The sequence below is a fragment of the Pedobacter glucosidilyticus DSM 23534 genome, from assembly GCF_000425145.1.
Classification (GTDB): Bacteria; Bacteroidota; Bacteroidia; order Sphingobacteriales; family Sphingobacteriaceae; genus Pseudopedobacter; species Pseudopedobacter glucosidilyticus.
Window position 1 is genome coordinate 130,040 of sequence record NZ_AULF01000006.1, and the last position, 22,436, is coordinate 152,475.

Consider the following 22,436-nt stretch of genomic DNA (forward strand, 5'->3'; position numbering starts at 1 on the left):
AAAAATAAATAATTTTCTTACTTATCCGTATTATCCCTTCATTTGTTTTTCAAAAAGAAAATAAATGTTTATTAAAAATATTTTTTATCTCCATTTAAACGTTCTAATCATTTTATCCATATCTTTTTTGATAAAATCTATCACAGGTTGTATAGAGTCTTGCTGTGGCTTTTCATTAAAATATAAAGCTGCCCGAAGATAATGCTGACTACTATCTGTTAAGAAAAATTGGCTGGACGATGCGGTATTACCGCTTATGGTGTAATAAATGCCGTAAACTTTATCTTGCTTGTTAGTAATTAAAGCTTCATCTATCCCTGTAGCTTTAACGGTATGTTTAAAAGCTAATTTTCTTGAGTCTTCTGTTAGTTGTATAAACTCTTGCGGAGAACCAATAGAGTAATAGCTAATATGTAAACGGGCATTAAAAGCCGGAAAGGTTAAATTGTACCAATATGGCTGAGCATTTTTGGAACTATCGGGATACATATTGGCGTATACCGGATACTCAAATTCAAATGGTGCTGTTGATGAAAAAGTTTGATATTGCTTTTCTGGAAATGCTATCCTGAAATATCCTCTTGGTTTTGGACTATAATGAGGCTGATTACATGCAAGTATAAATGCTACAAAATTTATACAAATACCTATTTTTACTAACCTCATGCTGTGGGATTATTTAGAATTCCAGATTTCCCAAGATTTCTCTGCTTGTAGTTCTAGCATTTCATAACCGTTCTTAATCTGCGCTCCTTTTTCTTTACCTTTTTTTAAGAAGGTAGTTTCCTCCGGATTGTAAATTAAATCGTAAAGCAAATGCTTATCATCTATAAAATCATAAGGAATATCAGGTGCTTCTTCCGTATTGGGGTAAGTGCCAACTGGGCTAGTGTTGATGATAATTTTATGTTCTTTAACGAGTTCTTTACCCAAATCTTGGTAAGAAATGATATTACCATAAGGCTTGCGAGAAACAAAAGTGTAATCTATTTTCAATTTCTCTAGCACATATTTAACGGCTCTTGCAGCACCTCCATTACCCAAAACCAAAGCTTTTTTGTGGTAACTTTTTAACATCGGTTTTAAGGATTGCTCAAAACCATAAACATCCGTATTATAGCCTTTTAATTTGGGTTTATGCGCATTCATGGTACATAACTCTCCAGAAAATAATGACCTCACTGCATGGTGGTGCGTTACTTTAATACAGTTTACCGCATCAACTTCTTTGGCTACGGGGTCTATTTCATCCAGATAATACATGATGCCTATTTTATGCGGAATGGTTACATTTAATCCACAAATATCTTTATCATCTTTTAGTAGTGCCGGAAAATCACTTAAATTTTGAAGCGGATAAAGCTTATACTCATGCGCTGCTAAATCTAATTTCTCAAATTTTTCTGTAAAATATTTCTCAGAAAAAGAGTGGCCTAAAGGGTAGCCAATTAATCCAAATTTCTTCATCAATCTGTCTGGAACGGTTTTATACCGTATCCTTTACTTCTTATTCAAAAAATGACTAAATGTATCGCCACGTAAACCTAATCTGATGGTTTCTAGCGGGATAACTTCTGCCGGAGCAATATTTCCTAAATTTACATTAGTACCTATTAACTCTATAAACCAAACTTGTTGTGCTTTTTGAGGAGCTTCCCAAATGATAGTTTCTTCTGGTATTTGAGTTAGTATTTCATCAACTAAACCTTGTCTTACTTCGCCAGAATCACGATAGATACCTACATTACCACCTTCTCTTGCTTCTGCAATTACTTTCCATGAACCGGCTTCAATTTCGGTTTTCATGAGTTGTATCCACTTATAAGGAGCAAAAATTTTGGTAGCATCTTTAGAGCCTACTTCAGAGATTACCGTAAAATCTGCACTTAGCTTTCTTATGTATTCGCATTTTTCATCCTGTTGGATTTCTATAGAGCCATCAGAAACTTCTACATACTCCATACCGTATTCTTGTAAAACACGACGATAATCATCAAACTGGTCTCTTACAATAAAGGCTTCAAATAAAGTACCACCAAAATAAACAGGTATACCGGCTTCTTTATAAAGTTTTAACTTCTCTTTTAAATTAGGTGTAACATAAGAAGTAGCCCAGCCTAATTTAACAATATCTGTATGTGTACCCGAAACTTCCAGAAAGTCTTCTACCTGGCGAAGGCTTAAGCCTTTATCCATGACCATGGTTAATCCTTTCTCACGTGGCTTTTGCGTACGCTCAGGAATATTTTTAAGTGTGTAATTCATATTCGGGTGCAAAAATTCAAAAAAAAATTCAAAACTCTATTAACTAGATGCTTTTGATTTTACTAATTCTTGAAATCTTATTTAGAGAATCTGTTAATGATATCGATAATTACCTTATTATCTTGCAACTGAGGCAGATATTCGAACAATAAATAATGTTTATCAACATCAGTATGTAATGCCAGCTGCAATTGCGTTAAAGCCTCATTATACTGCCCATCAGCAAATAAATAAGCTACCAACCGATAATAAAGCTCAGCAGCATCCGGATTATTTTTAATCCCTTCTGCAATAATTTCGATACATAGTTTAAGATTACTCTGCTCAAAAACTATTGACGAATAATCTAACCATGCTTCTACATCCAAAGGATTAAGCTCAACCACTTTTTCATAAGCTTTAACAGACTCTTCTAAGTTATTTAACTTATAATAAGCATCAGCCATAGCGAACCAAAAATCTGGGTTTTGATCATCAAGATGGAGGGCCTTTTTATAAAAATGTAATGATTCGAAATAGCGTTCTTCAAAATCAAGCGTTACACCAATACCATACCAAGCATCTGCTAGTTTAGTATCCATTTTAACAGCTTTTTTATAGTAAGAACGAGCCTCGTCCATTTTCTCTAACTTCTCGTAACACTCGCCAATAGCACAATAAGTATCCGCATTTGGTGGTTCGTACTCGAAAGTTTGTTTATAAACCTCTATGGCTTCGGCATATTTATCTAATTGCACCAAAGCATTCCCTTTATTAAAATAAGCCGATGAAAAGTTTTCTTTAATTAAAATGGCATAATCATAAGCATCAATAGCCTTTTCAAAAAGGCCAATTTTATGGTAAGCATTACCCAAATTGTACCAGGCGGCAAAAGAGTAAGGCTCGTTGTCAATATATTGTTTATAAAACTGTATGCTTTCATCTTGTTTATCCAATACATCATAGCAAAATGCCAACTCGTAAAGTGCATCTTGATTTTCCATATTGTTTTCTAAACAGCGCTTGAGGTAATTTACAGCCTCTTCATAATCGCCCATGTTTTGGTATACATAAGCAATCTGCATCAATACCTCATCTTTAGACTCAGCCATATCTAAGGCAATTAAAAGATTTTCTAAAGCGTCTTCATGGTGTTCTAAACTTTCATAAATATTTCCTCTAATCAGGTATATGTCGCCTTCTGAGGGCTCTAGCAACTCTGCTCTTTCTAAAGAAGCAAAGGCTTTATCAATTTCATTGGTAAAAACATATAATTGTGCCTGTTTAATTAAAAACATAGCTGCAAAAGGATGCTGCAATACGGCATAATCTATCACCTGTAAGGCTTTTACAGGGTCGTTTTTCTCTATGTAGTAATCAATGATATTTTCAAAAACGTGGGCATCAAAAAAATACTGATCCTGGTTACGAACCATTTCCTCATAACGCTCTACGGATTGTTTTGGATCCTCAGAAAATTCAAAGTCAAATTCTTCTTCTTCCATGACTGTTAATATTATAGAGAACGTAATTTTCTGTACAGTATTGGATAATGCCTAGTATACAGAACAATAATTACTCTCAAATTATAATTTATGATATTAATTAAAGCATTTATTTTTCAACAAATAGACACCTCCTATCTTAATTATTTGATAATTAACGCTATACAAAGCCTTTTTACGGCCATATATTTTTAAACATTTTGGTTTATGATTGTTAATTAAAGAATGCAAAAATTTAGCCCGATATTTAATCATCTTCAAATTGTACATCATGGAAAATAAAATTCAGCATATTTTAGATGCCCTAAATCTTAAAGAAATTAATAAAGGAAGTAGCACAGGCAGCCATTGGTTTTATGGCGAAAACCTGACAAGTATTTTATCACCAGTTGATGGTGAAGAAATTGCTAAAGTAAGTTTTGCCTCTACAGATGTTTATGATAAAACTGTTAAGCAAGCGGAAAAAGCTTATTTAACTTGGAGAAATTGGCCAGCACCCAAACGTGGTGAAATAGTAAGACAAATTGGAGAAGCATTAAGAGTACATAAAAACGCTTTAGGCACTTTAGTTTCTTATGAGATGGGAAAAAGCCTACAAGAAGGTTTGGGAGAAGTACAAGAGATGATTGATATTTGTGATTTTGCTGTGGGCTTATCCAGACAATTATATGGTTTAACCATGCACTCTGAAAGGCCACAACACCGTATGTACGAGCAGTGGCATCCTTTAGGTGTGGTTGGTATCATCTCGGCTTTTAACTTCCCGGTTGCGGTTTGGAGTTGGAATGCTGCCCTAGCCTGGGTTTGCGGCAATGTTTGTATTTGGAAACCATCAGAAAAGACACCTTTAACGGCAATCGCTTGTCAGCAAATTATCTCAAAAGTTTTTGAAGAAAATCAAGTACCAGAAGGTGTTTCTTGTTTATTATGTAGTGATAGTATTTTAGGAGAAAAACTGGCTCACGATAGTAAAATAGCCTTATTATCTGCAACAGGTTCTACCAGAATGGGTAAAGCGGTTGCGCAGGCTGTGGCTGGTAGACTGGGTAAATATCTATTAGAATTAGGAGGTAATAACGCCATCATCATATCTGCTGAAGCAGATTTAGATATGAGCCTTATAGGAGCAGTATTTGGTGCTGTGGGTACAGCCGGACAAAGATGTACTTCTACCCGTAGGTTAATCATCCACGAAAGCGTTTATAATACTTTTAAAGAAAAACTTATTAAGGCATATCAGCAACTTAATATTGGCAACCCTTTGGATGAAAAAAACCATGTTGGTCCGCTCATAGATAAGCAAGCCGTAGCAAATTATTTGGCTGCCATAGAACAGTGTAAAGCACAAGGCGGAAATTTTATTGTTGAAGGTGGAGTTTTAACTGGCGAGGCTTATACTTCTGGCTGTTATGTTAAACCTTGTATTGCCGAGGTAGAACCTCATCTTGATATTGTTAAAACAGAAACCTTTGCGCCCATTTTGTATATCATGAAATACAAAAGTTTAGATGAAGCTATAGCTATTCAGAATGATGTTCCACAAGGTTTATCATCAGCTATCATGACCACTCATTTAAGAGAAGCCGAGCAGTTTTTAAGTGTTAATGGTTCTGATTGCGGAATCGCTAATGTAAATATTGGAACCTCAGGAGCAGAAATTGGAGGTGCCTTTGGTGGCGAGAAAGAAACAGGCGGAGGCAGAGAGTCTGGCTCTGATGCCTGGAAAGCTTATATGAGAAGACAAACCATTACCATTAACTACTCCCATCAACTTCCTTTAGCACAAGGCATAAAATTTGATATATAGCTGTTTTTAACGTTAGTGTTTAACTACAAATAGGCTATCAAACAATTAAAATCATGAAATTAAATTTAAAATCCACGTTATTAGGCGCCATAACCCTTTTTATGGCCACCACAGCTTGCAACCAAGCAAACAACAAGGCAGATGCCGAACATCAAGATTCTGTTCAGAATAGCAGTTTAAGCATAGAGGCTCTGCAAGAAAACAATGATTTTCCTGATGCTCAGCTCACTATCAAAAATGTATCTACACAGCCTGCTGGTACAGACTCTGTTAAAGTAATTTTTAATTTTGATGTTAAAAATTACGAGCTTACCAAGCAAACAGCAAATATGCCAGCAGAACATTGTGCAAACTCTGCCGAAGGACAACATATACATTTTATACTAGATAATCAGCCTTATCAAGCATTATATAAACCTACAAATACCATTACTTTAGCTAAAAATACCGAACATATTTTACTTAATTTCCTATCCAGATCTTACCATTTATCGGTCAAATCTGCCGGAGCATCTGTTTTAACTAAATTTAAAATTGATGAAAATGGTAAATATGTAGCGCTTCCTGCGCCTAAAGAACCAATGCTATTTTATAGCAGACCAAAAGGCGATTATAAAGGAAAAGATACTGAAAACGTATTGTTAGACTTCTTTGTAAGCAATGCTAAAATTTCTCCGAATGATTATAAAGTTAAAGTTGGTGTAGCTGATACTTCTTTTATAGTAGATAACTGGACGCCTTATTTTATTAAAGGTGCACCTGCTGGAGATTTAAAAATCAGAATAGAACTGGTTGATAAAAACGGGAAAACCGTTAGTAATGCCTTTAACCCCACAGAAAGAACTGTTGCTATACAGCCATAAAACAAAAAACGGGTTGAGGTAAAATCTCCACCCGTTTTCTTATATAGCATAACAAAACATAAAAATATTTACATAGACTTATACTGTCAATTCACCATCCTATAGGATAATTTTTAGGTTTTAGTTGATTTATATTATATTTATCTTACATGTTCGAAATAGATGAGGATGTTAAAAACAAAATTTAACTACGATATAGAATAAGTTATGATAGCAATAAAACCACAATACATTACAGATAATGCAGGTAAAAAAATATCTGTAGTACTTCCTATAAAGGATTTTAAAGCTATTATGGAAGAGCTAGAAGAGTTAGAAGATATAAAGCTTTATGATGAAGCTAAAAAATCAAATGAACCTTCTGTTCCTCTTCATGAAGCCTTTGAAATGATTGAAGCCAAACGCAAAGCTAAATAATGGCTTATCAGGTAAACTTAAAGAAGAGCGTTATTAAAGCTCTTGAGAGAATTAACGAGCCTTATTATTCTAACATTAAGGAAGCCATTTATAGCCTTGCCGATAATCCAAGACCAACAGAATATAAAAAGCTAAAGGGTAGAGATGGTTTAGGATACGCATAGCTGATTACCGGATTATCTATGATATTTTTGATGATGTACTTATAGTAGATGTTATTGACTTAGGACACAGAAAAGATATTTATCAATAGAAACATGTATAAAAAAGTATCAATTTATCATTTAATTCCTGTTTTTTTTATTGCGATATTATTTCTTATGAAAAATAAGGTACAAACTTAATTCTAGTTTGTACAGCGTTTTATATTTTATTAGAAATCTTCGTTACCTTAAAGTATATTAGAATTAAGTTTGATAGAACAGGCTTATATTTAAATATTCTAATCTCGGTAATACATTTGATATCTGGATTAATAATTAGTTACGTTAATTTAGCTATGAATGTAGGTGCTAGTTCTATATTTTAATTTTCTAGATAACACAATTAAGTTTTTATCAAAAGTCATAAACAAAAACGGGTTGAAAATTTACTTCAACCCGTTTTTTTTACTAAACTAAGCACCTTACATCACCACAACTCCCTTAGCTTCAAAGCTAAGCTTTACTTTAGAAGTAGTTATTTTATTGATTTCTTCCTGAGACTTTCCGGCATCTTCTGCATAATGTCTTTGGGTTTCTACAGAAACAGTATCTATCTTTGCAACACCATCTAAAACAACAGTTTTTCCAGCGATATCTTTAGGAACAAAAAACGCATAATCCTTAAAAGTCACATGTAAGTCTTCGCCATTTGCTGATTTTAATTTTAACCAACAGCCCTTTTTCTGACAAACCTCTGCAATCTCGCCTTTAATTTTGGCATTGGTAGCGCCAGATTTTTCTGCAATTGCTTTTACAGCCTCTAAACTTTGTATATTATTATCAAAAACAGAATCGCCGTAGGTAGTGCCATTAACTAATTGTGGCCCTTTTAATTCTACTTTTTGTGAGATAGAATTACAAGAAATAGCAAAAAGCGCTATAAAAGAGAGTTGTAATATTCTTTTCATCTTTAATATATTATAACTTGTTTGGTAGCACAAGATTTTATGATGTACAAAAATGAGTTTTTTCTTTCTCATTTAAATCCTACCTATGAAGAAAAATATAAATTTTTACGATAAAACAACTTATCCAAACAATAAGCTAAACATCTCTTCTACTTTGGCTACTGTTTTAATCTCGATATTAAACTTACTAATATCTAGACCTTTTTTGTTGTATTTAGAGATAAAGATTTGCTCGAAACCCAATTTCTGAGCCTCTGCAATACGTTGTTCTATACGGGTAACGGCTCTAATCTCTCCTGATAAACCTACCTCGGCAGCAAAACAAACTTTATAAGAAACCGGAATATCCTCATGCGAAGAAATAATTGCCGCTACCAAGCCTAAGTCTATACTCGGGTCTTCTACCCTAATACCACCGGCTATATTAAGAAAAACATCTTTTGCGCCCAATTTAAATCCGCACCTTTTCTCTAAAACAGCTAAAAGCATATTCATACGTCGGGTATCAAAACCTGTGGCAGAGCGCTGTGGCGTACCGTAAGGCGATGTACTTACTAATGCTTGGGTTTCTATCAACATGGGGCGCATACCTTCCATAGTGGCTGATATGGTAACACCACTTAAAGGTTCCTCCCTTTGTGATAATAGTATTTCTGAAGGATTAGAAACTTCTCTAAGCCCTGTGCCTTCCATTTCATAAATGCCCAATTCTGATGCTGAGCCAAATCTGTTTTTTATAGCTCTTAATATCCGGTAAACATGATGCCTATCGCCTTCGAACTGCAAAACGGTATCAACCATGTGCTCTAATATTTTTGGTCCAGCTATCATCCCATCTTTGGTAATATGCCCAATTAAAAATACAGGAGTTGATGATTCTTTAGCAAAACGTAAGAGTTCTGCCGTACATTCTCTCACTTGCGAAACACTTCCTGGTGTTGATTCTATATGTGATGAATGTAAGGTTTGGATAGAATCGATAATGACCAAATTAGGCTCAAGAAGCTCTATTTGTTTAAAGATATTTTGTGTTGATGTTTCTGTAAGAATATAACAATCTGATACAGGTTTAGACAAAATACGCTCTGCCCTGAGCTTAATTTGCTGCTCGCTTTCCTCACCAGATACATAAAGTACTTTTAGATTAGGAACAATAAGAGCCAATTGCAACATCAAGGTAGATTTACCTATGCCGGGCTCGCCACCTATCAATACTAAAGAACCACCTACAATACCACCGCCTAATACACGGTTTAATTCTTTGTCTGGAGTTACCAAACGGTGTTCTTCTGTATATACAATTTCTTGAACTTTAGAGGGCTTGTTTACTCTGCTGAGTGATGTGCTTCCGGCACTTTTCCAATCGGGTACACCACTGGATTTTTTCTCTACCACTTCTTCAACAAAAGTGTTCCATTGCTGGCATGCAGGACATTTTCCTAACCATTTTGGAGATTCGTATCCACAACTCTGACAGAAATAAGAAGATTTAGTTTTAGCCAAGACAATTTTGTTTTGTTCCTCTACGAAGTACGAGGTTTATTGCCACAGTTGCAAGGGTTGATGTTGCTTTAGTAAGAGAGATGTGAGTTATGCTGAGTCTACTACGAATAACCGAATAGTTCATAACATCTTTAATGATAATAATTCTCCGCCTCTATCGCCGGCGAGGCTCGTTCCTTTTTAGGGACCAAAAGGAACCAAAAGTCCTGATCAATCCCACAGGAGCCTTTGTCGCACATCCCTTACCCACACTCAAAAACAATTAGCGCTTATTTTTGCTCGGTTGTGCTTTATGAATGCTTTTACAAACTCGAACACAAAACCGCATGCGCTATAGGCTTGGTTGTGCTAACTTTTTTGTTCCTGCTCCTGTTTTTTCGTCTTTCCGGCTCTGGGGGATTGCTCATGCACTTCGGGATAGTCTGTTTTTTATGAATGTTTGTTCCTTTCTGGAAGTAGAAAGTAAAAAGAACCTCAGAAGTGGAGATTTGAATAGTAAAAAGTACAGAGTATAAAGTATAAAGACCCTAAAGAGCGGATTTTTAGGGACTGCCTTAAATAATTAAATAACATTCTCAGAAGAAAGAAGAACAGCCTATGAAGATTTGGAAGTGTAGGTAAGTAAATCTTTTGCATAAACTTTCATAAAACAGTATCGGAAAACAATCCGACGGTTGTTTTAGAAACCTTCATCAAGTAAAACCATTCACACCACTCAGGATTGTGCATAAAGATTTATTTAGACGAAACGACAAATATTCATCAGCCTTGATTTGTTTATTTTTTTCTTAGGCATTCATGAACTCGTTCCTCGTTTTTGTTTCTTTTCATCAAGGAAAAGAAAGAAGCCACTACCCGGCTAGGGTAAGAAAGCCTCTTTTAATATATTTACCTCAATTATTAGATTGCAATTAAGACGTCATTTATTTAACTATATCTTGGCTAAAATGATTTAATCAAAGATTTTTTATGCAGGTACTTCAAGAAATCATACATCAGTTTAAAGCTATTGGCTATCTAGAATGGTTTGGGGTAATTACTGGTGCGCTATGTGTGTATCTGGCAGCTAAAGAAAATATCCTAAACTGGCCTATTTCTATTTTAAGTATTGTTACTTATATCTATATTTTTTATGAAGCAAAACTTTACGGAGACACTATTTTACAATTCTATTTTCTTTTTACGGCTATTTATGGCTGGTATTATTGGGGTTTTGGAAAAAACAAAACCTTTATATCAGAAAGGCCTATTACCAAACTCACTAAAAATGAATGGCTTGTTGCTATTATAGTTCTTTTAAGTGCCAGTATAACTTTTGGATATCTGCTTGATAATTTTACCGACTCTGATGTTCCTTATATTGATGGTTTTTGTACAGCTACCAGTTTTATAGCACAGTTTCTTATGACGCGTAAAAAGTTAGAAAACTGGCTCATTTGGATATGGGTTGATGCCGTTTATATCCCTTTATATATTCATAAAAATTTAATGGCAACCGCATTACTTTATTTTGTTTTCTTGTTTATAGCTTTAAAAGGTTATATAGATTGGAAGAAAAGTTATAAAGATTTATCAAGGGCATGAATAAAAAAATCATCAAAATAGCCATTGTAGGGCCAGAGTCTACCGGGAAAAGCACTATCTCCAAAGGCTTAGCACAACATTATAAAACGCTTTGGGTGCCAGAGTATGCCCGTTATTATTGTGCGGCCTTAACAGCACCTTGTACTTTACAGGATGAGCTTAATATGTTTTATGGGCAAATTGCCTTAGAAGAAGCTATGGAAGTGGCTTGTCATACAGATTTATTGATTTGCGATACTACTTTCTTAACCGTTAAAATCTGGAGCGATTACCAATTAGGAGAAACTCCGCAACCTGTATTAGATGCTTTGAAAAGACATAAGTACGATTTTTATATTCTTCTAAAAAATGATATCCCTTGGGAACCAGACCCGCTAAGAGATTTTGAGGGCTTGAGTGATTATTTTATGGAGGTATGGCGTAAAGAGTTAAAAGCTTTACATGCTAACTATGTAGAAGTTGGTGGTGTAACCAACCGACTGCATAATGTTATCTATGCTATTGATGCGTTTTTAAAGAAAAGCCAATACACCCCTTAGTGTATTTTTATGATGAAAACACCAAATTTAATGCCCTATTTAAACGCTGGAAATGCACTTTTTGAAAAATGTTTTTGAGGGGGTAGCTGTAAGGTTGCCGTAAGGTAGCTGTAAGCTAGCTCTAAGCAAGGGGCTTAGTGTATTTTTTGAATAAAAATTACTAATTTTCTAAAAAATATTTTAAGATATTTAAAGCAGAAATTTTAATTGTTCTGGTTACCTGCTAGACGACTTCTAAAGCCTTGATTATTTTTTAAAAGAGCTAAACAAACAAAGCCTGCATGAAATTCATACAGGCTTTGTTTGTTAACAATTAAAACTTATTTGTCCTTAAAGTAATTGATGTGTGTGTACTGCTTTAAGGGATGATTAACCTTAATACTAATTTAAGAAAAATATGCACTTACAAGCAAATCATTTAAACAATTTTGTTAAAATAGTTTTCCACAATTTCTAAAATTGTAAAATAATTAATCGTAAAGCCTAATAAATAACTTTACCGGTGGCTGTAACTAAAGAGGCAATTCTTACTGCATCAAAAATTCTTTCTTCTGTAGTACCCAATTTAATTAAAGAGTCTTCGTGAGCATTAACACACATTTCGCAACCATTAACGGCCGATATGGCTAAACTTAATAGCTCAAAAAACTCTTTCCCGGTTACGGGTTTCATCATAATTTGCATTCTGATACGGGCAGGAATTTGAGTGTATTTCTCTTTTTGAGTAAAATGACGGAAACGGTAAAAAATATTATTAGATGCTAATAAGGAAGCGCAAGAAACTGCCTCAGCCAATTCATCTGCTGTAGCGCCATGTTGTACAGCATAGCTATGGTAAAAATCAATTAAAATAGCATTTTGGTTGTTTGTTGCCACACTTAAACCTATTAAGCCGCACTCTTTTTCTGATAAGAACTCTGATGTTAAAGTGCTATTTAAGTTTAACTTTAAATCTCTTAAATACTTAAATTCGGTTTCATTTAATAAGGCTAATGCTTTGTTATCTAAATTAGATAAACCAAAAATTGCTAATAACTCTTGAGTAGTTTCTTTAATATTTTCCATTCTTCTGATTCTTAAATGATGATGATATGAAGCAACAAAAAAAGCTGTTTCATAAAGGCAGTTTATCTTGTTTCCTTCGACTCTCTTACTACTGACGTTAAAATATTTCAAAATCAGGCATTAACGCACAAGCTTTCCGGCCTCTTGACCGGCCATGTCAAGTTACTTTTTTCCGCAAAAAGTAACCAAAAACTCTCCGCTGCGCCGCTTGCTTCTAAAGGTTCTGCTAGGGCTAGTCCTGTAGATTCCGCAACCGCCAAGGCGGAATTGGAAGTAAACGGTTGTTAATGCTTGGGCTCGACTATCGAACTACCTAAAAACGTCAATTCATATTGATTTATATCAAATATCTTTCTATAACAAGAAGTTATTAAACTTCAGAAGATACAACTAAGTGTAACTAAGCTGAGTTGGAAACCGACAAGAATAAAATCTTGGCAAATAAGATAAAATTGTTTGCTATGAAACAGCTTAAAAAAATGTCTTAAACAGTTAATGTTTCTTGTCCTTTTTCCCAATTGCAAGGGCAAAGTTCATCAGTTTGTAAACCGTCTAACACACGTAAAACTTCTTTTACGTTACGTCCTACGCTTAAATCGTTTACACATACCCAACGGATGATACCTGTTGGATCTATAATAAACGTTGCTCTGTAAGCTACTTTCTCATTATCATTAGTTAGGATGCCTAAATCCTGAGCTAAAGATTTAGAAGTATCTGCAAGCATTGGAAATTTAAGACCGCGTAAATCATCGTGATTATTTCTCCAAGCTAAGTGAACAAATTCTGAATCTGTAGAGGCACCAATTAAACGGGTTTCTCTGTCTCTAAACTCACCAAAGTTTTTATTAAACTCAGCAATTTCCGTTGGGCAAACAAAAGTAAAATCTTTTGGCCACCAGAACATTACTGTCCATACGTTGTCATCGTTTACTAAATAATCTGAAGTAATGGTTTCAAATTCTTTGCCTTTTTCTAGGCTGGTTACTGCTAATTTTGAAAATGTTGGGAATTTTTCTCCTACGCCAATCATGATATATATGTTTTAGATTTGAAGCCGCAAAGATAGTTTCTTATAAAGGCAAAGGCAATAGTTTTGATATATATAATAACTATAATCAAATAGATGAAAACAATAACATAATCAAACACTATTTCATGAGAATTTTAGTTAGTATAATATAAAAGACACGCTACTGCCGTTAAATTATCATTTAAAGCATTTTAGTATGGAAGCATAGTAAATCATTAAAAAAACTTATGAATACTATATCTTATATAAATAATAATTAATGAATAATAATCTACAAATTTGCAGTGTTCACTAATTCAATAAGCATAATGAAAAAAATAACTATCGCAAAAGGAGACGGGATTGGTCCAGAAATTATGGATGCTACATTAAAGATTATAATGGCTGCCGGTGCCCGCATTGAGGTTGATGAAATTGCTATCGGAGAACAGGTTTATCTTTCAGGAAATACTTCTGGTATCTCTCCCGAATCTTGGGATATTGTAAGAAGAAATAAGGTTTTCTTAAAAGCTCCTATTACCACGCCGCAGGGTGGTGGCTATAAAAGTTTAAATGTAAGTACCAGAAAATTTTTAGGCTTATATGCTAATGTACGCCCTTGTATAAGTTTACATCCCTTTGTAAGCACCAAACATCCTAAAATGGATTTGGTTATCATCAGAGAAAACGAAGAGGATTTGTATGCAGGTATAGAGCATCAGCAAACTGATGAAGTTGTACAATGCCTAAAATTGATTAGCAGACCAGGATGCGAGAAAATTATCCGTTATGCTTTTGAGTATGCAAAACAACAAAACAGAAAGAAAGTAACCTGCTTTTCAAAAGATAATATTATGAAACAAACTGATGGATTATTTCATCAAGTGTTTAATGAAATAGCTGCTGAGTATCCAGAAATTAAAAACGAACATTGGATTGTTGATATTGGCGCAGCTAAGGTTGCAGATTCTCCGGAAGATTTTGATGTGATTGTAATGCAAAACCTTTATGGTGATATTATATCAGACATTGCAGCGCAAATAACAGGTTCGGTAGGCTTAGCAGGCTCATCTAACATTGGAGAAGAATGCGCTATGTTTGAAGCCATACATGGTACAGCACCAGATATTAAAGGTAAAAACATCGCGAATCCATCGGGTTTACTACAAGGCGCCGTAATGATGTTGAACCACATTGGGCAAACAGATGTTGCAGAGAAAGTACATAACGCTTGGTTAAAAACTATTGAAGAAGGTACTCATACACCAGATATTTATGTAGAAGGTGTAAGTAAGAAAAAAGTAGGAACTAAAGAGTTTGCAGATGCTGTAATAGAAAATCTAGAGCAAAAGCCTAAAGTATTTAAGCCTGTTAATTATGCCAATAGCTCGGCTTTAAGCCTACCAAAATATCAGCGTAAAGCACCTGCTAAAAAAGAACTTGTTGGGGTTGACGTTTTTGTAGATTGGAAAGGTCTTAACCCTGATGAATTAGCTACTAAACTTAAAAACATGGAAAACGAGCAGGTTTACTTGAAGATGATTACCAACAGAGGTATTAAAGTATGGCCAGAAGGTTTTAAAGAAACTTTTTGTACAGACCACTGGAGATGCAGATTTCAAACTCAAAAAGACAACATAAATAATGCGGCAATTGTTGATTTATTAGCAAGCGCAATTGCACATGATATTGAAGTTATTAAAACAGAAAACCTTTACCATTTTGATGGAAAAGCAGGATTCTCATTAGGGCAAGGACAGTAAATTTAAATCATAAAGAAATGAATACATCAATTTTAAAAGGAGTATATTCATCGCAAGAAGCGGAGGATTTATTAACGCAAATGATTCAGGTTAAGATTAAATTTCACGAGAATAAAATCAACAATATCCATGCAAATGAAGAGGATATAAAAATGCGTGAAAACTGTATCAAACAATTACAAAAAGAGTTGTATGATTTTCGTCAGCATATCCAAAAGCAAGCTTATAAAGTAAAATTGAATACAGAAATTAATATAGAATTGGTTAATTAAAAAAGAGTAAATTCAATACTATAAAAGGCTCGAGAAAATTATTAAAACAGGCTCGAGCCTTTAATTTTTATTCATTATATAAAGATTTTTGTATATTTAATAGTCGTTACAAAATCTAGGAATGAAAATTAATCCAATTTATTTTTTGAAGTTTTTAGTGCTTATCAGCTTCAAAAGTTTTGCTCAAGATGCAGATACATTTGCCACGAATAATGTGATGAGTATAGCACCAAAAAACCATCAAGAAGTAGCATATCATCTACAACAATTCTCAAGAACTACTAAAAACTTGGTTATTCCTATAGCATTTACAACTTATGGTTTTATGGCTATTCAAAGTCATCCTTTGAGACAAATTAACTCAGAATTTAGAGAAGAAATTTTAGAGCATCATCCACAATTTGGAACTAAGGTTGATAATTACCTACAATTTTCTCCTTCTTTGCTTGCATTTTCTATGAAATTAGCAGGTAACAAAGGTGAGCATGATATGTTGCAAACGTTTAAATTGCATGCAGCTTCTACTATATTGATGGCTGGTACAGTTTATCTTTTAAAAACCAATACCCATTTATTAAGACCAGATGCTAGTGCTAGAAATTCTTTCCCATCTGGACATACTGCAACTGCTTTTGTAGGAGCTGAAATTTTACATCAAGAATTTAAACATACAGCACCTATTTTAAGTTATAGCGGATATTTAGCTGCCGGAGCAACTGGAGCTTTAAGAATGTATAATAACAGGCATTATTTTAGTGATGTGATTACTGGAGCCGGAATAGGTATATTAACCACTAAAGCTACTTATTGGCTAGATAAAAAATTACATGCTAAACATCATTAAATAAAAAAGAGGCTGTCTCATAAATCATATTTGTCACATTGAGCGGAGTCGAAATGTTCTCTGATATACTCAGAAAAGGCTTCGACTCCGCTCAGCCTGACACAAAGTGGTGATTTGAGACAGCCTCTTTTTTATTAAAAGTCAGAAGTTAATTCCAACCGCCGCCTAATGCTTTGTAAATATTTACTTGTGCATCTAGCTGTTTCAACTTGATTTCTATTAAATCTATTTTAGCATCTAAAGCTTCTCTTTGTGTAGATAAAACCTCTATATAATCTGCCCTAGCAGAACTAAATAAATTGTTTGAAATAGTTATTGATTGTGTTAAAATATCTACTTCTTTTGCTTTAGTTTCATAACTTTTACTAAAATTATCAATTCTAGAAAGTTGATTCACCACTTCTATATGTGCATTTAAGATAGAACGCTCATAATTAAAAACCGCTTGTATTTGCTTTTCATTTGCATTAAAATAAGTTGCTTTAATAGCATTCTTATTTACCAATGGCGCTACCAAATCGCCAGTCAGATTATATATTAATGATTCTGGCTTTAGCAAATAAGTTGGGTTAAAACCCTGAAAACCTAAACCGGCTTGTATACTAAATGATGGGTAAAAATTAGCTCGAGCGACTTTTACGTCTAATTTTGCTGCTTCAAGTTCTAACTCAGCCTGATGAATATCAGGACGATTTTGCAATAATTGCGATGGAACACCAGCAGCAATAAAATCAATAGTAACATGATTAAATACGGCTGCATTACGAGTTACCTTTTGCGGAAAACGTCCGGTTAAAAAGTTAATTCTATTTTCTGTTTCTATCACTTTTTGCTGAATCTCAAATTGCAGATTTTTGGTATAGAGCAATTGCGCCTCGAAACGGTTTACAGCTAATTGAGATACTTTTGCAGCTTCTTTTTGTAATTTAACAATTTGAAGTGCATTGTCTTGCAACTCTATATTTTGCTTGATAATTCCTAATAAATTATCTAAAGCCATCAATTCGTAATAAGAACTCGCTATCTCTGAAATGAGATTAGTAACCATAAAGTTTTTCCCTTCGATAGTTGCTAAATACCTTAAAACAGCCGCCTTCTTAGCATTACGAAGCTTTTTCCATACATCTAATTCCCAAGATAAAAAAGAACCTATTTTAAAATCGCCAACATATTTGGGTCCTTTTTCAGGATTTTCTTTTAAATCATCTTCAGAGAAACCGTCCCAAGTGAATTTACCCGCTTTGTCTAAACCGGCAGCACCTCCTAAATGTATAAATGGTAAATATTCTCCTTTCCTAGCTCTAACCTCGTTTTTACTTATTTCTATCTCACGTAAAGTGATGTTTAATTCTTGGTTATGAGCAAGGGCAGTATCAATAAGGGCTATCAATTGAGGCTCTTTAAAATAGCTTTTCCATTTCATTTTTGCCGAGTTTAAAGTATCCTGAGAACTGTTATAGGTAATAGGAGTTACTTTATTTTCTTGTTTACTGCTTACAACTGGTACTTTACACGCACCAAGCCATACTATACAGATGACAAGTACAACATATTTAGCTGTTATTTTCATCGTCTTTTTTATTTCTAATGCGTTTAATAATTTTTTGGATTTTCTTGCTTAATGCAGAATCAGAATGGCTTTCTACAAAGTCTTCACTTAATGGGTTTTCATCTTCATCTTTAATCAAATGCTTACCTTCTTGTAGCTTACCAAAAATGAAATAGAGGCCAGGCACTATTATAACACCGAAAATGGTTCCGAAAAGCATACCACCTAATGCAGATGCACCAATAGTATGGTTACCCACAGCCCCAGGACCAGTAGCTATTACCAGAGGAATTAAACCGGCAATAAAGGCAAAGGAAGTCATTAATATTGGTCTGAAACGAGCTTTCGCCCCTTCTATAGCAGCTTCTAATACGGTAGCGCCTTTATGATGTTTCTGGACGGCGAATTCTACAATTAATACAGCATTTTTTCCTAACAAACCAACCAGCATAATTAAACCAACCTGTGCATAAACATCATTGGCTAAGCCCATAGCTTTTAACAAGAAAAAAGAGCCAAATATACCCGGAGGCAACGATAGTAGAACCGCCAAAGGCAGAATAAAACTTTCGTACTGTGCAGCTAAAATCAGATAAACAAAGAATAATACTACTAAGAATAAATACAAAGCTTCGTTTCCTCTTCTTGCTTCATCATAAGAAAGACCTTCCCAGGCAATGTCATAACCACGAGGTAAAGTTTTTGCTGCTACTTCTTTAATAGCTTCTATAGCATCGCCAGAAGAATAACCGTTTGCCGGAACACCACTTATTAAAGACGATATATACAAGTTGTAACGAGCTATCTCATTTGGTCCTTGTGTTTTCTTAATCTTCATAAATGCAGAATAAGGAACCATTTCTCCACTCTCGTTTTTAATAAACATATTTAAGATATCTGATGGTTGTTTCCTAAACTCTGGACCTGCCTGGGTATAAACCTTGTAATAATTATTAAAGCGAATAAAGCCTTGCTCATAGGTACTACCAATCATTACATTTAAGTTCTCCATAGCATCTCCTACAGAAACTCCTTTTTGCATAGCCAATTCATTATCAACCAGAATTTCATACTGCGGATATTTTGCAGAATAGAAAGAAAATAAGCCACTTAGCTCTTTTCTTTCTTTTAAAGCCGCTAGAAACTCAGCATTAATTTTATCAAACTCTTGATAATCTACATCGCTACCTTTATCTAATAAACGTAAAGAAAAACCATCTGATGTTCCGTAACCCGGTACAGCAGGAGGTTCAAAATACTCGATATTAGCAGGAAGATCTTTTGATTTTTCTTCTAACTCTTCAATAACCTCTTTAACAGATTGCTCACGGTCTGACCAATCTTTCAAATTGATTAAACAAGTACCAGCATTAGAACCACGCCCTTCGGTAAGTATTTCATAACCAGCTAATGAAGTAACTGATGAAACCCCCTCTATCTTTCTTGCTATAAGCTGAAGCTTTCTTGAAATCTCATTTGTACGCTCAAGCGTGGTACCCGGAGGGGTTTGAATAATTGCGTAAATCTGCCCTTGGTCTTCACTTGGGATGAAACCCGCCTGAAGAATTTTATTTACACCTACTATCCCAAAAGCAAATAAAATAAGGATACCAAAAGTTACAACTCTTCTGTTGACAATAAGGGTTAAGAATTTGGTATATTTTCCGGTAATACGCTCAAAAGTTTGGTTAAACCAATCTATAAACATATTAATAGGTGTTTTTCTTTTGGGCTTACCATGTGTGTTTTTAAGTAACATGGCACACAAAACAGGTGTAAGTGTTAGTGCTACAAAACCCGATATCACAATGGCACTTGCCATAGTTAAAGAAAACTGACGATAAAGTACGCCCACAGGTCCGGTCATAAAAGCAACAGGAACAAATACCGAAGTCATCACCAATGTAATAGCAATAATAGCCCCGCTAATTTCTCTGATTACTTTCTTTACAGCATTACAAGGGGAGAGGTGTTCTTCTTCCATTTTCACGTGGACGGCCTCTACCACAACAATAGCATCATCAACGACTACACCAATGGCCAACACTAAGGCAAAAAGTGTAATGAGATTGATACTGAGGCCGAAGAAATTCATTAGTGCAAAGGCACCAATAAGAGAGACCGGTACGGCAAGAATAGGGATAATGGTAGAGCGCCAATCGCCAAGGAAAATAAAGACAACAATAGCTACCAAAATAAAGGCTTCTACTAAGGTATGTAGCACTTTATCTATAGAGGCATCAACAAACTTTGAAACATCATAGTTAATCTCATAATCAACACCCGAAGGGAAATCTTTTTTAAGCTCTTGAAGCTTTGCCTTTACCTCATCAATAACCATATTGGCATTACTGCCTGGGTTTTGTTTAAGTACGAGTGATGCTGAAGGATGGCCGTCTTTATTAGAATAAATATCCACAAACTCACTACCTACCTCAACCTCGGCTACATCTTTTAACTTTAGTATTTCACCATCGGCATTAGCCTTAATCACAATATTCTGGTATTGTTCTGGTGTATTATACCATCCTTTATAGGTAAAAACATATTCTTGTGATTGTGCGGTTTTACCGGAGCTTAAGCCAACCCTACCTGGTCTGGCCAAAACACTTTGTTCGTCTATAGCTTTTAAAACTTCATCGGCAGAAATGCTATAAGCTCTCATACGCTCGGGATTTAACCAAACTCTGATAGCAAAAGACCTACTACCTATGGCTTGGGCAAAACCCATCCCTTTTATACGTTGTAATTCTGGTAAGATGTATGTGTTAGCATAATTGAATAAGAACTTTTCATCTACATTTTTTTCTTTACTGTAGAGGTTCAGATACATCAACATGCTGGGTTGTAAAGGCGAGATAATTACACCTTCTCTTTGCACCAATGGAGGCAAATTGGTCATGATTTGATCTACCCTAGATTTTACTCTTACTGCTGCAAGTGTGGGATCTGTACCTGGCTCAAAAATTACTTCAATAGTTGCTTCGCCGGCACTTGTTGCATCAGAAAGAATGTATTGCATACCTTGTACACCGTTAATAGCTCTTTCTATAATAGTTAAAGTGGATTTTACCAAAACATCGGCATTAGACCCCGGAAATTCTATAAAGATATTTACCCTTGGCGGTGCTATTTCTGGAAACTGTGCAACTGGCGAAGAGTTAATGGCCAATAGTCCCATGAAAACAATTACCACAGAAAGGGCAATTGCCAGAACCGGCCTTTTTATAAACTTGTTAAACATGATTTTAAATTTAGATGTAGGCCTTATTCGGCATGTAAATGATTTAACTCGGCCATTTCTTTCTCAAAAGGCACAAACTCGCCTTTTATTTGCTCGTTATTTTTAACCTTTCCTAAACCTTCAGCAAGAATTCTATCTTTTACACTTAAGCCAGACTCTAGAATGTATATATGAGGTAATTCATAAGCAACAGTAATTTGCTTGGCTTTTAAGACATTATTTTTATCTACGATGTAGACAAACTTTTTGTCTAAAACATCAAAAGTTGCTTTTTGAGGAATGATAATAGCACTTTTAAGTACCACAGGCATCATGATGTTGCCTGTTTCACCATGTCTAAGAATACCTTTAGGATTTTGAAAAGTGGCTCTGAAAGCGATATTACCTGTCTCGTTATTAAAATCGGCTTCAATAGTTTCAACAAAGCCCGGGTAATCAAAAGTTTCTTTATTTGCCATTTGCAGATATACTTTTTGCGCATCTTTGGTTTTAGCAAGCTTTACGTAATCTAGATACTCGGCTTCAGGCACATTAAAATACACCCACATTTTACTATTGTTAGATAGGGTAGTTAATAACTCACCCTCTTCTATCAAAGAGCCTAAACGGGTATGAAATCTATCCATAATTCCATCAAATGGGGCTCTTATTTCTGTAAAACCTAAATGTGCTTGCGCTAAAGAAAGTTCGGCTTTTGCTTTATTAAGTTTAGCTTTTGCCAGAGCAAGCTCATTTTCAGAAACAATGTTTTTATCTCTAAGGCTTTTGGTATTTCTATACTCTATCTCCGTAAAATTCATTTCGGCTTTTGCTTTTTCAACTTCGGCTTCATAAATAAGTGGCATAATCTTAAACATCAATTGCCCTTTTTTAACAAACTGACCTTCGTCTACAAAGATTTTTTCTAAATATCCTCGTTCTTGAGATCTTAATTCTATATGACTAGCAGACTGTACCTGACCCACATATTCTTTATACACAGAGGTATCTTTTTGAATTGGACTAGTAATAGTAAAATTGGTATCTTCTGCTTTTTCATGTTCATGATTTTGACAAGCAGAAAATAAAGCAATGCCTACAATAGCGGTAAGCATGAATAATTTTTTCATTCGAT

The 22,436-nt window shown here is 34.7% G+C and carries 21 protein-coding genes; 10 read left to right on the forward strand and 11 right to left on the reverse strand.

Annotation, left to right across the window (positions count from 1 at the left end):
• Window positions 1-84: 84 nt before the first annotated feature.
• The 4 genes from gldD to H510_RS0102040 form a co-directional block, all read right to left on the reverse strand.
• Window positions 85-666, reverse strand: coding sequence for a gliding motility lipoprotein GldD (gene gldD, locus H510_RS0102025; protein ID WP_036691606.1), 582 nt, complete (start codon window positions 664-666; stop codon window positions 85-87).
• Between the two features lie 9 nt (window positions 667-675).
• On the reverse strand, window positions 676-1,467 hold the full coding sequence (locus H510_RS0102030) for a shikimate dehydrogenase family protein (protein WP_026902786.1): 792 nt from the start codon (window positions 1,465-1,467) through the stop codon (window positions 676-678).
• A 33-nt stretch (window positions 1,468-1,500) separates the two neighbouring features.
• Window positions 1,501-2,265 carry a phosphosulfolactate synthase gene (locus H510_RS0102035; RefSeq protein ID WP_026902787.1) on the reverse strand — a complete coding sequence of 255 codons (765 nt, stop codon included), beginning with the start codon at window positions 2,263-2,265 and terminating at the stop codon, window positions 1,501-1,503.
• A 77-nt stretch (window positions 2,266-2,342) separates the two neighbouring features.
• Window positions 2,343-3,749, reverse strand: coding sequence for a tetratricopeptide repeat protein (locus tag H510_RS0102040; protein WP_026902788.1), 1,407 nt, complete (start codon window positions 3,747-3,749; stop codon window positions 2,343-2,345).
• Between the two features lie 271 nt (window positions 3,750-4,020).
• Between H510_RS0102040 and amaB the strand changes: the two genes are divergently transcribed.
• The 5 genes from amaB (at window position 4,021) to H510_RS20645 (ending at window position 7,089) form a co-directional block, all read left to right on the forward strand.
• Window positions 4,021-5,556: an L-piperidine-6-carboxylate dehydrogenase gene (gene amaB / locus H510_RS0102045; RefSeq protein ID WP_026902789.1), complete on the forward strand. Its 1,536-nt coding sequence runs from the start codon at window positions 4,021-4,023 to the stop codon at window positions 5,554-5,556.
• 53 nt (window positions 5,557-5,609) lie between these two features.
• Complete coding sequence (locus H510_RS0102050) at window positions 5,610-6,419, forward strand: hypothetical protein (RefSeq protein ID WP_026902790.1); 810 nt, start codon at window positions 5,610-5,612, stop codon at window positions 6,417-6,419.
• Between the two features lie 207 nt (window positions 6,420-6,626).
• Window positions 6,627-6,836 carry a hypothetical protein gene (locus H510_RS0102055; RefSeq protein WP_026902791.1) on the forward strand — a complete coding sequence of 70 codons (210 nt, stop codon included), beginning with the start codon at window positions 6,627-6,629 and terminating at the stop codon, window positions 6,834-6,836.
• Complete coding sequence (locus H510_RS20355) at window positions 6,836-7,000, forward strand: type II toxin-antitoxin system RelE family toxin (protein ID WP_211226533.1); 165 nt, start codon at window positions 6,836-6,838, stop codon at window positions 6,998-7,000. Before H510_RS0102055 ends, H510_RS20355 begins: the two co-directional genes overlap by 1 nt.
• A gap of 23 nt (window positions 7,001-7,023) precedes the next feature.
• Complete coding sequence (locus tag H510_RS20645; RefSeq protein WP_425413789.1) at window positions 7,024-7,089, forward strand: hypothetical protein; 66 nt, start codon at window positions 7,024-7,026, stop codon at window positions 7,087-7,089.
• Window positions 7,090-7,461: 372 nt separating this feature from the next.
• Here the strand turns inward: H510_RS20645 and H510_RS0102065 are convergent, their stop codons facing one another.
• On the reverse strand, window positions 7,462-7,947 hold the full coding sequence (locus H510_RS0102065) for a DUF4920 domain-containing protein (RefSeq protein ID WP_026902792.1): 486 nt from the start codon (window positions 7,945-7,947) through the stop codon (window positions 7,462-7,464).
• Between the two features lie 120 nt (window positions 7,948-8,067).
• Entirely contained in the window at window positions 8,068-9,450 is a 1,383-nt protein-coding gene (radA, locus tag H510_RS0102070) for a DNA repair protein RadA (RefSeq protein ID WP_026902793.1), read from the reverse strand.
• Between the two features lie 969 nt (window positions 9,451-10,419).
• On the opposite strand from radA, the gene pnuC reads away from it, so the two are divergent.
• Both pnuC and H510_RS0102085 read left to right on the forward strand, forming a co-directional pair.
• Complete coding sequence (gene pnuC, locus H510_RS0102080; protein ID WP_026902795.1) at window positions 10,420-11,034, forward strand: nicotinamide riboside transporter PnuC; 615 nt, start codon at window positions 10,420-10,422, stop codon at window positions 11,032-11,034.
• Window positions 11,031-11,573: an AAA family ATPase gene (locus tag H510_RS0102085; protein ID WP_026902796.1), complete on the forward strand. Its 543-nt coding sequence runs from the start codon at window positions 11,031-11,033 to the stop codon at window positions 11,571-11,573. The genes pnuC and H510_RS0102085 overlap by 4 nt, the downstream gene beginning before the upstream one ends.
• Window positions 11,574-12,056: 483 nt before the next feature.
• Here H510_RS0102085 and H510_RS0102090 read toward each other — a convergent pair whose 3' ends face one another.
• Both H510_RS0102090 and H510_RS0102100 read right to left on the reverse strand, forming a co-directional pair.
• Window positions 12,057-12,638: a carboxymuconolactone decarboxylase family protein gene (locus H510_RS0102090; RefSeq protein WP_026902797.1), complete on the reverse strand. Its 582-nt coding sequence runs from the start codon at window positions 12,636-12,638 to the stop codon at window positions 12,057-12,059.
• 484 nt (window positions 12,639-13,122) lie between these two features.
• A complete protein-coding gene (locus H510_RS0102100; protein ID WP_026902798.1) occupies window positions 13,123-13,671 on the reverse strand; it encodes a peroxiredoxin in 549 nt (182 codons plus the stop codon).
• A gap of 308 nt (window positions 13,672-13,979) precedes the next feature.
• Here H510_RS0102100 and H510_RS0102105 point away from each other — a divergent pair, with 308 nt between their 5' ends.
• The 3 genes from H510_RS0102105 to H510_RS18080 all read left to right on the forward strand — a co-directional run bounded on the left by H510_RS0102105 (window position 13,980) and on the right by H510_RS18080 (window position 16,529).
• On the forward strand, window positions 13,980-15,413 hold the full coding sequence (locus H510_RS0102105) for an NADP-dependent isocitrate dehydrogenase (protein WP_026902799.1): 1,434 nt from the start codon (window positions 13,980-13,982) through the stop codon (window positions 15,411-15,413).
• 17 nt (window positions 15,414-15,430) lie between these two features.
• On the forward strand, window positions 15,431-15,685 hold the full coding sequence (locus H510_RS0102110; RefSeq protein ID WP_026902800.1) for a hypothetical protein: 255 nt from the start codon (window positions 15,431-15,433) through the stop codon (window positions 15,683-15,685).
• A 121-nt stretch (window positions 15,686-15,806) separates the two neighbouring features.
• The gene (locus tag H510_RS18080) at window positions 15,807-16,529 is read left to right on the forward strand and encodes a phosphatase PAP2 family protein (protein WP_051291008.1); all 723 of its coding nucleotides are present in this window, start codon (window positions 15,807-15,809) and stop codon (window positions 16,527-16,529) included.
• A gap of 148 nt (window positions 16,530-16,677) precedes the next feature.
• On the opposite strand, the gene H510_RS0102120 is transcribed toward H510_RS18080, so the two are convergent.
• From H510_RS0102120 to H510_RS0102130, 3 genes are read right to left on the reverse strand one after another with little or no spacing between them, the layout of a single operon-like run.
• Entirely contained in the window at window positions 16,678-18,099 is a 1,422-nt protein-coding gene (locus tag H510_RS0102120) for a TolC family protein (protein ID WP_026902801.1), read from the reverse strand.
• Window positions 18,083-21,322, reverse strand: a complete 3,240-nt coding sequence (locus H510_RS0102125) for an efflux RND transporter permease subunit (RefSeq protein WP_026902802.1) — start codon at window positions 21,320-21,322, stop codon at window positions 18,083-18,085. Before H510_RS0102125 ends, H510_RS0102120 begins: the two co-directional genes overlap by 17 nt.
• A gap of 23 nt (window positions 21,323-21,345) precedes the next feature.
• Window positions 21,346-22,431: an efflux RND transporter periplasmic adaptor subunit gene (locus tag H510_RS0102130; protein ID WP_026902803.1), complete on the reverse strand. Its 1,086-nt coding sequence runs from the start codon at window positions 22,429-22,431 to the stop codon at window positions 21,346-21,348.
• Window positions 22,432-22,436 lie beyond the last annotated feature (5 nt).

What these genes read in the sequence shown, in the direction of transcription:
- gldD (WP_036691606.1), bottom strand. Translation starts at nt 666, where the DNA reads ATGAGGTTAGTAAAAATAGGTATTTGTATAAATTTTGTAGCATTTATA.
- H510_RS0102030 (WP_026902786.1), bottom strand. Translation starts at nt 1,467, where the DNA reads ATGAAGAAATTTGGATTAATTGGCTACCCTTTAGGCCACTCTTTTTCT.
- H510_RS0102035 (WP_026902787.1), bottom strand. Translation starts at nt 2,265, where the DNA reads ATGAATTACACACTTAAAAATATTCCTGAGCGTACGCAAAAGCCACGT.
- H510_RS0102040 (WP_026902788.1), bottom strand. Translation starts at nt 3,749, where the DNA reads ATGGAAGAAGAAGAATTTGACTTTGAATTTTCTGAGGATCCAAAACAA.
- amaB (WP_026902789.1), top strand. Translation starts at nt 4,021, where the DNA reads ATGGAAAATAAAATTCAGCATATTTTAGATGCCCTAAATCTTAAAGAA.
- H510_RS0102050 (WP_026902790.1), top strand. Translation starts at nt 5,610, where the DNA reads ATGAAATTAAATTTAAAATCCACGTTATTAGGCGCCATAACCCTTTTT.
- H510_RS0102055 (WP_026902791.1), top strand. Translation starts at nt 6,627, where the DNA reads ATGATAGCAATAAAACCACAATACATTACAGATAATGCAGGTAAAAAA.
- H510_RS20355 (WP_211226533.1), top strand. Translation starts at nt 6,836, where the DNA reads ATGGCTTATCAGGTAAACTTAAAGAAGAGCGTTATTAAAGCTCTTGAG.
- H510_RS0102065 (WP_026902792.1), bottom strand. Translation starts at nt 7,947, where the DNA reads ATGAAAAGAATATTACAACTCTCTTTTATAGCGCTTTTTGCTATTTCT.
- pnuC (WP_026902795.1), top strand. Translation starts at nt 10,420, where the DNA reads ATGCAGGTACTTCAAGAAATCATACATCAGTTTAAAGCTATTGGCTAT.
- H510_RS0102085 (WP_026902796.1), top strand. Translation starts at nt 11,031, where the DNA reads ATGAATAAAAAAATCATCAAAATAGCCATTGTAGGGCCAGAGTCTACC.
- H510_RS0102090 (WP_026902797.1), bottom strand. Translation starts at nt 12,638, where the DNA reads ATGGAAAATATTAAAGAAACTACTCAAGAGTTATTAGCAATTTTTGGT.
- H510_RS0102100 (WP_026902798.1), bottom strand. Translation starts at nt 13,671, where the DNA reads ATGATTGGCGTAGGAGAAAAATTCCCAACATTTTCAAAATTAGCAGTA.
- H510_RS0102105 (WP_026902799.1), top strand. Translation starts at nt 13,980, where the DNA reads ATGAAAAAAATAACTATCGCAAAAGGAGACGGGATTGGTCCAGAAATT.
- H510_RS0102110 (WP_026902800.1), top strand. Translation starts at nt 15,431, where the DNA reads ATGAATACATCAATTTTAAAAGGAGTATATTCATCGCAAGAAGCGGAG.
- H510_RS18080 (WP_051291008.1), top strand. Translation starts at nt 15,807, where the DNA reads ATGAAAATTAATCCAATTTATTTTTTGAAGTTTTTAGTGCTTATCAGC.
- H510_RS0102120 (WP_026902801.1), bottom strand. Translation starts at nt 18,099, where the DNA reads ATGAAAATAACAGCTAAATATGTTGTACTTGTCATCTGTATAGTATGG.
- H510_RS0102125 (WP_026902802.1), bottom strand. Translation starts at nt 21,322, where the DNA reads ATGTTTAACAAGTTTATAAAAAGGCCGGTTCTGGCAATTGCCCTTTCT.
- H510_RS0102130 (WP_026902803.1), bottom strand. Translation starts at nt 22,431, where the DNA reads ATGAAAAAATTATTCATGCTTACCGCTATTGTAGGCATTGCTTTATTT.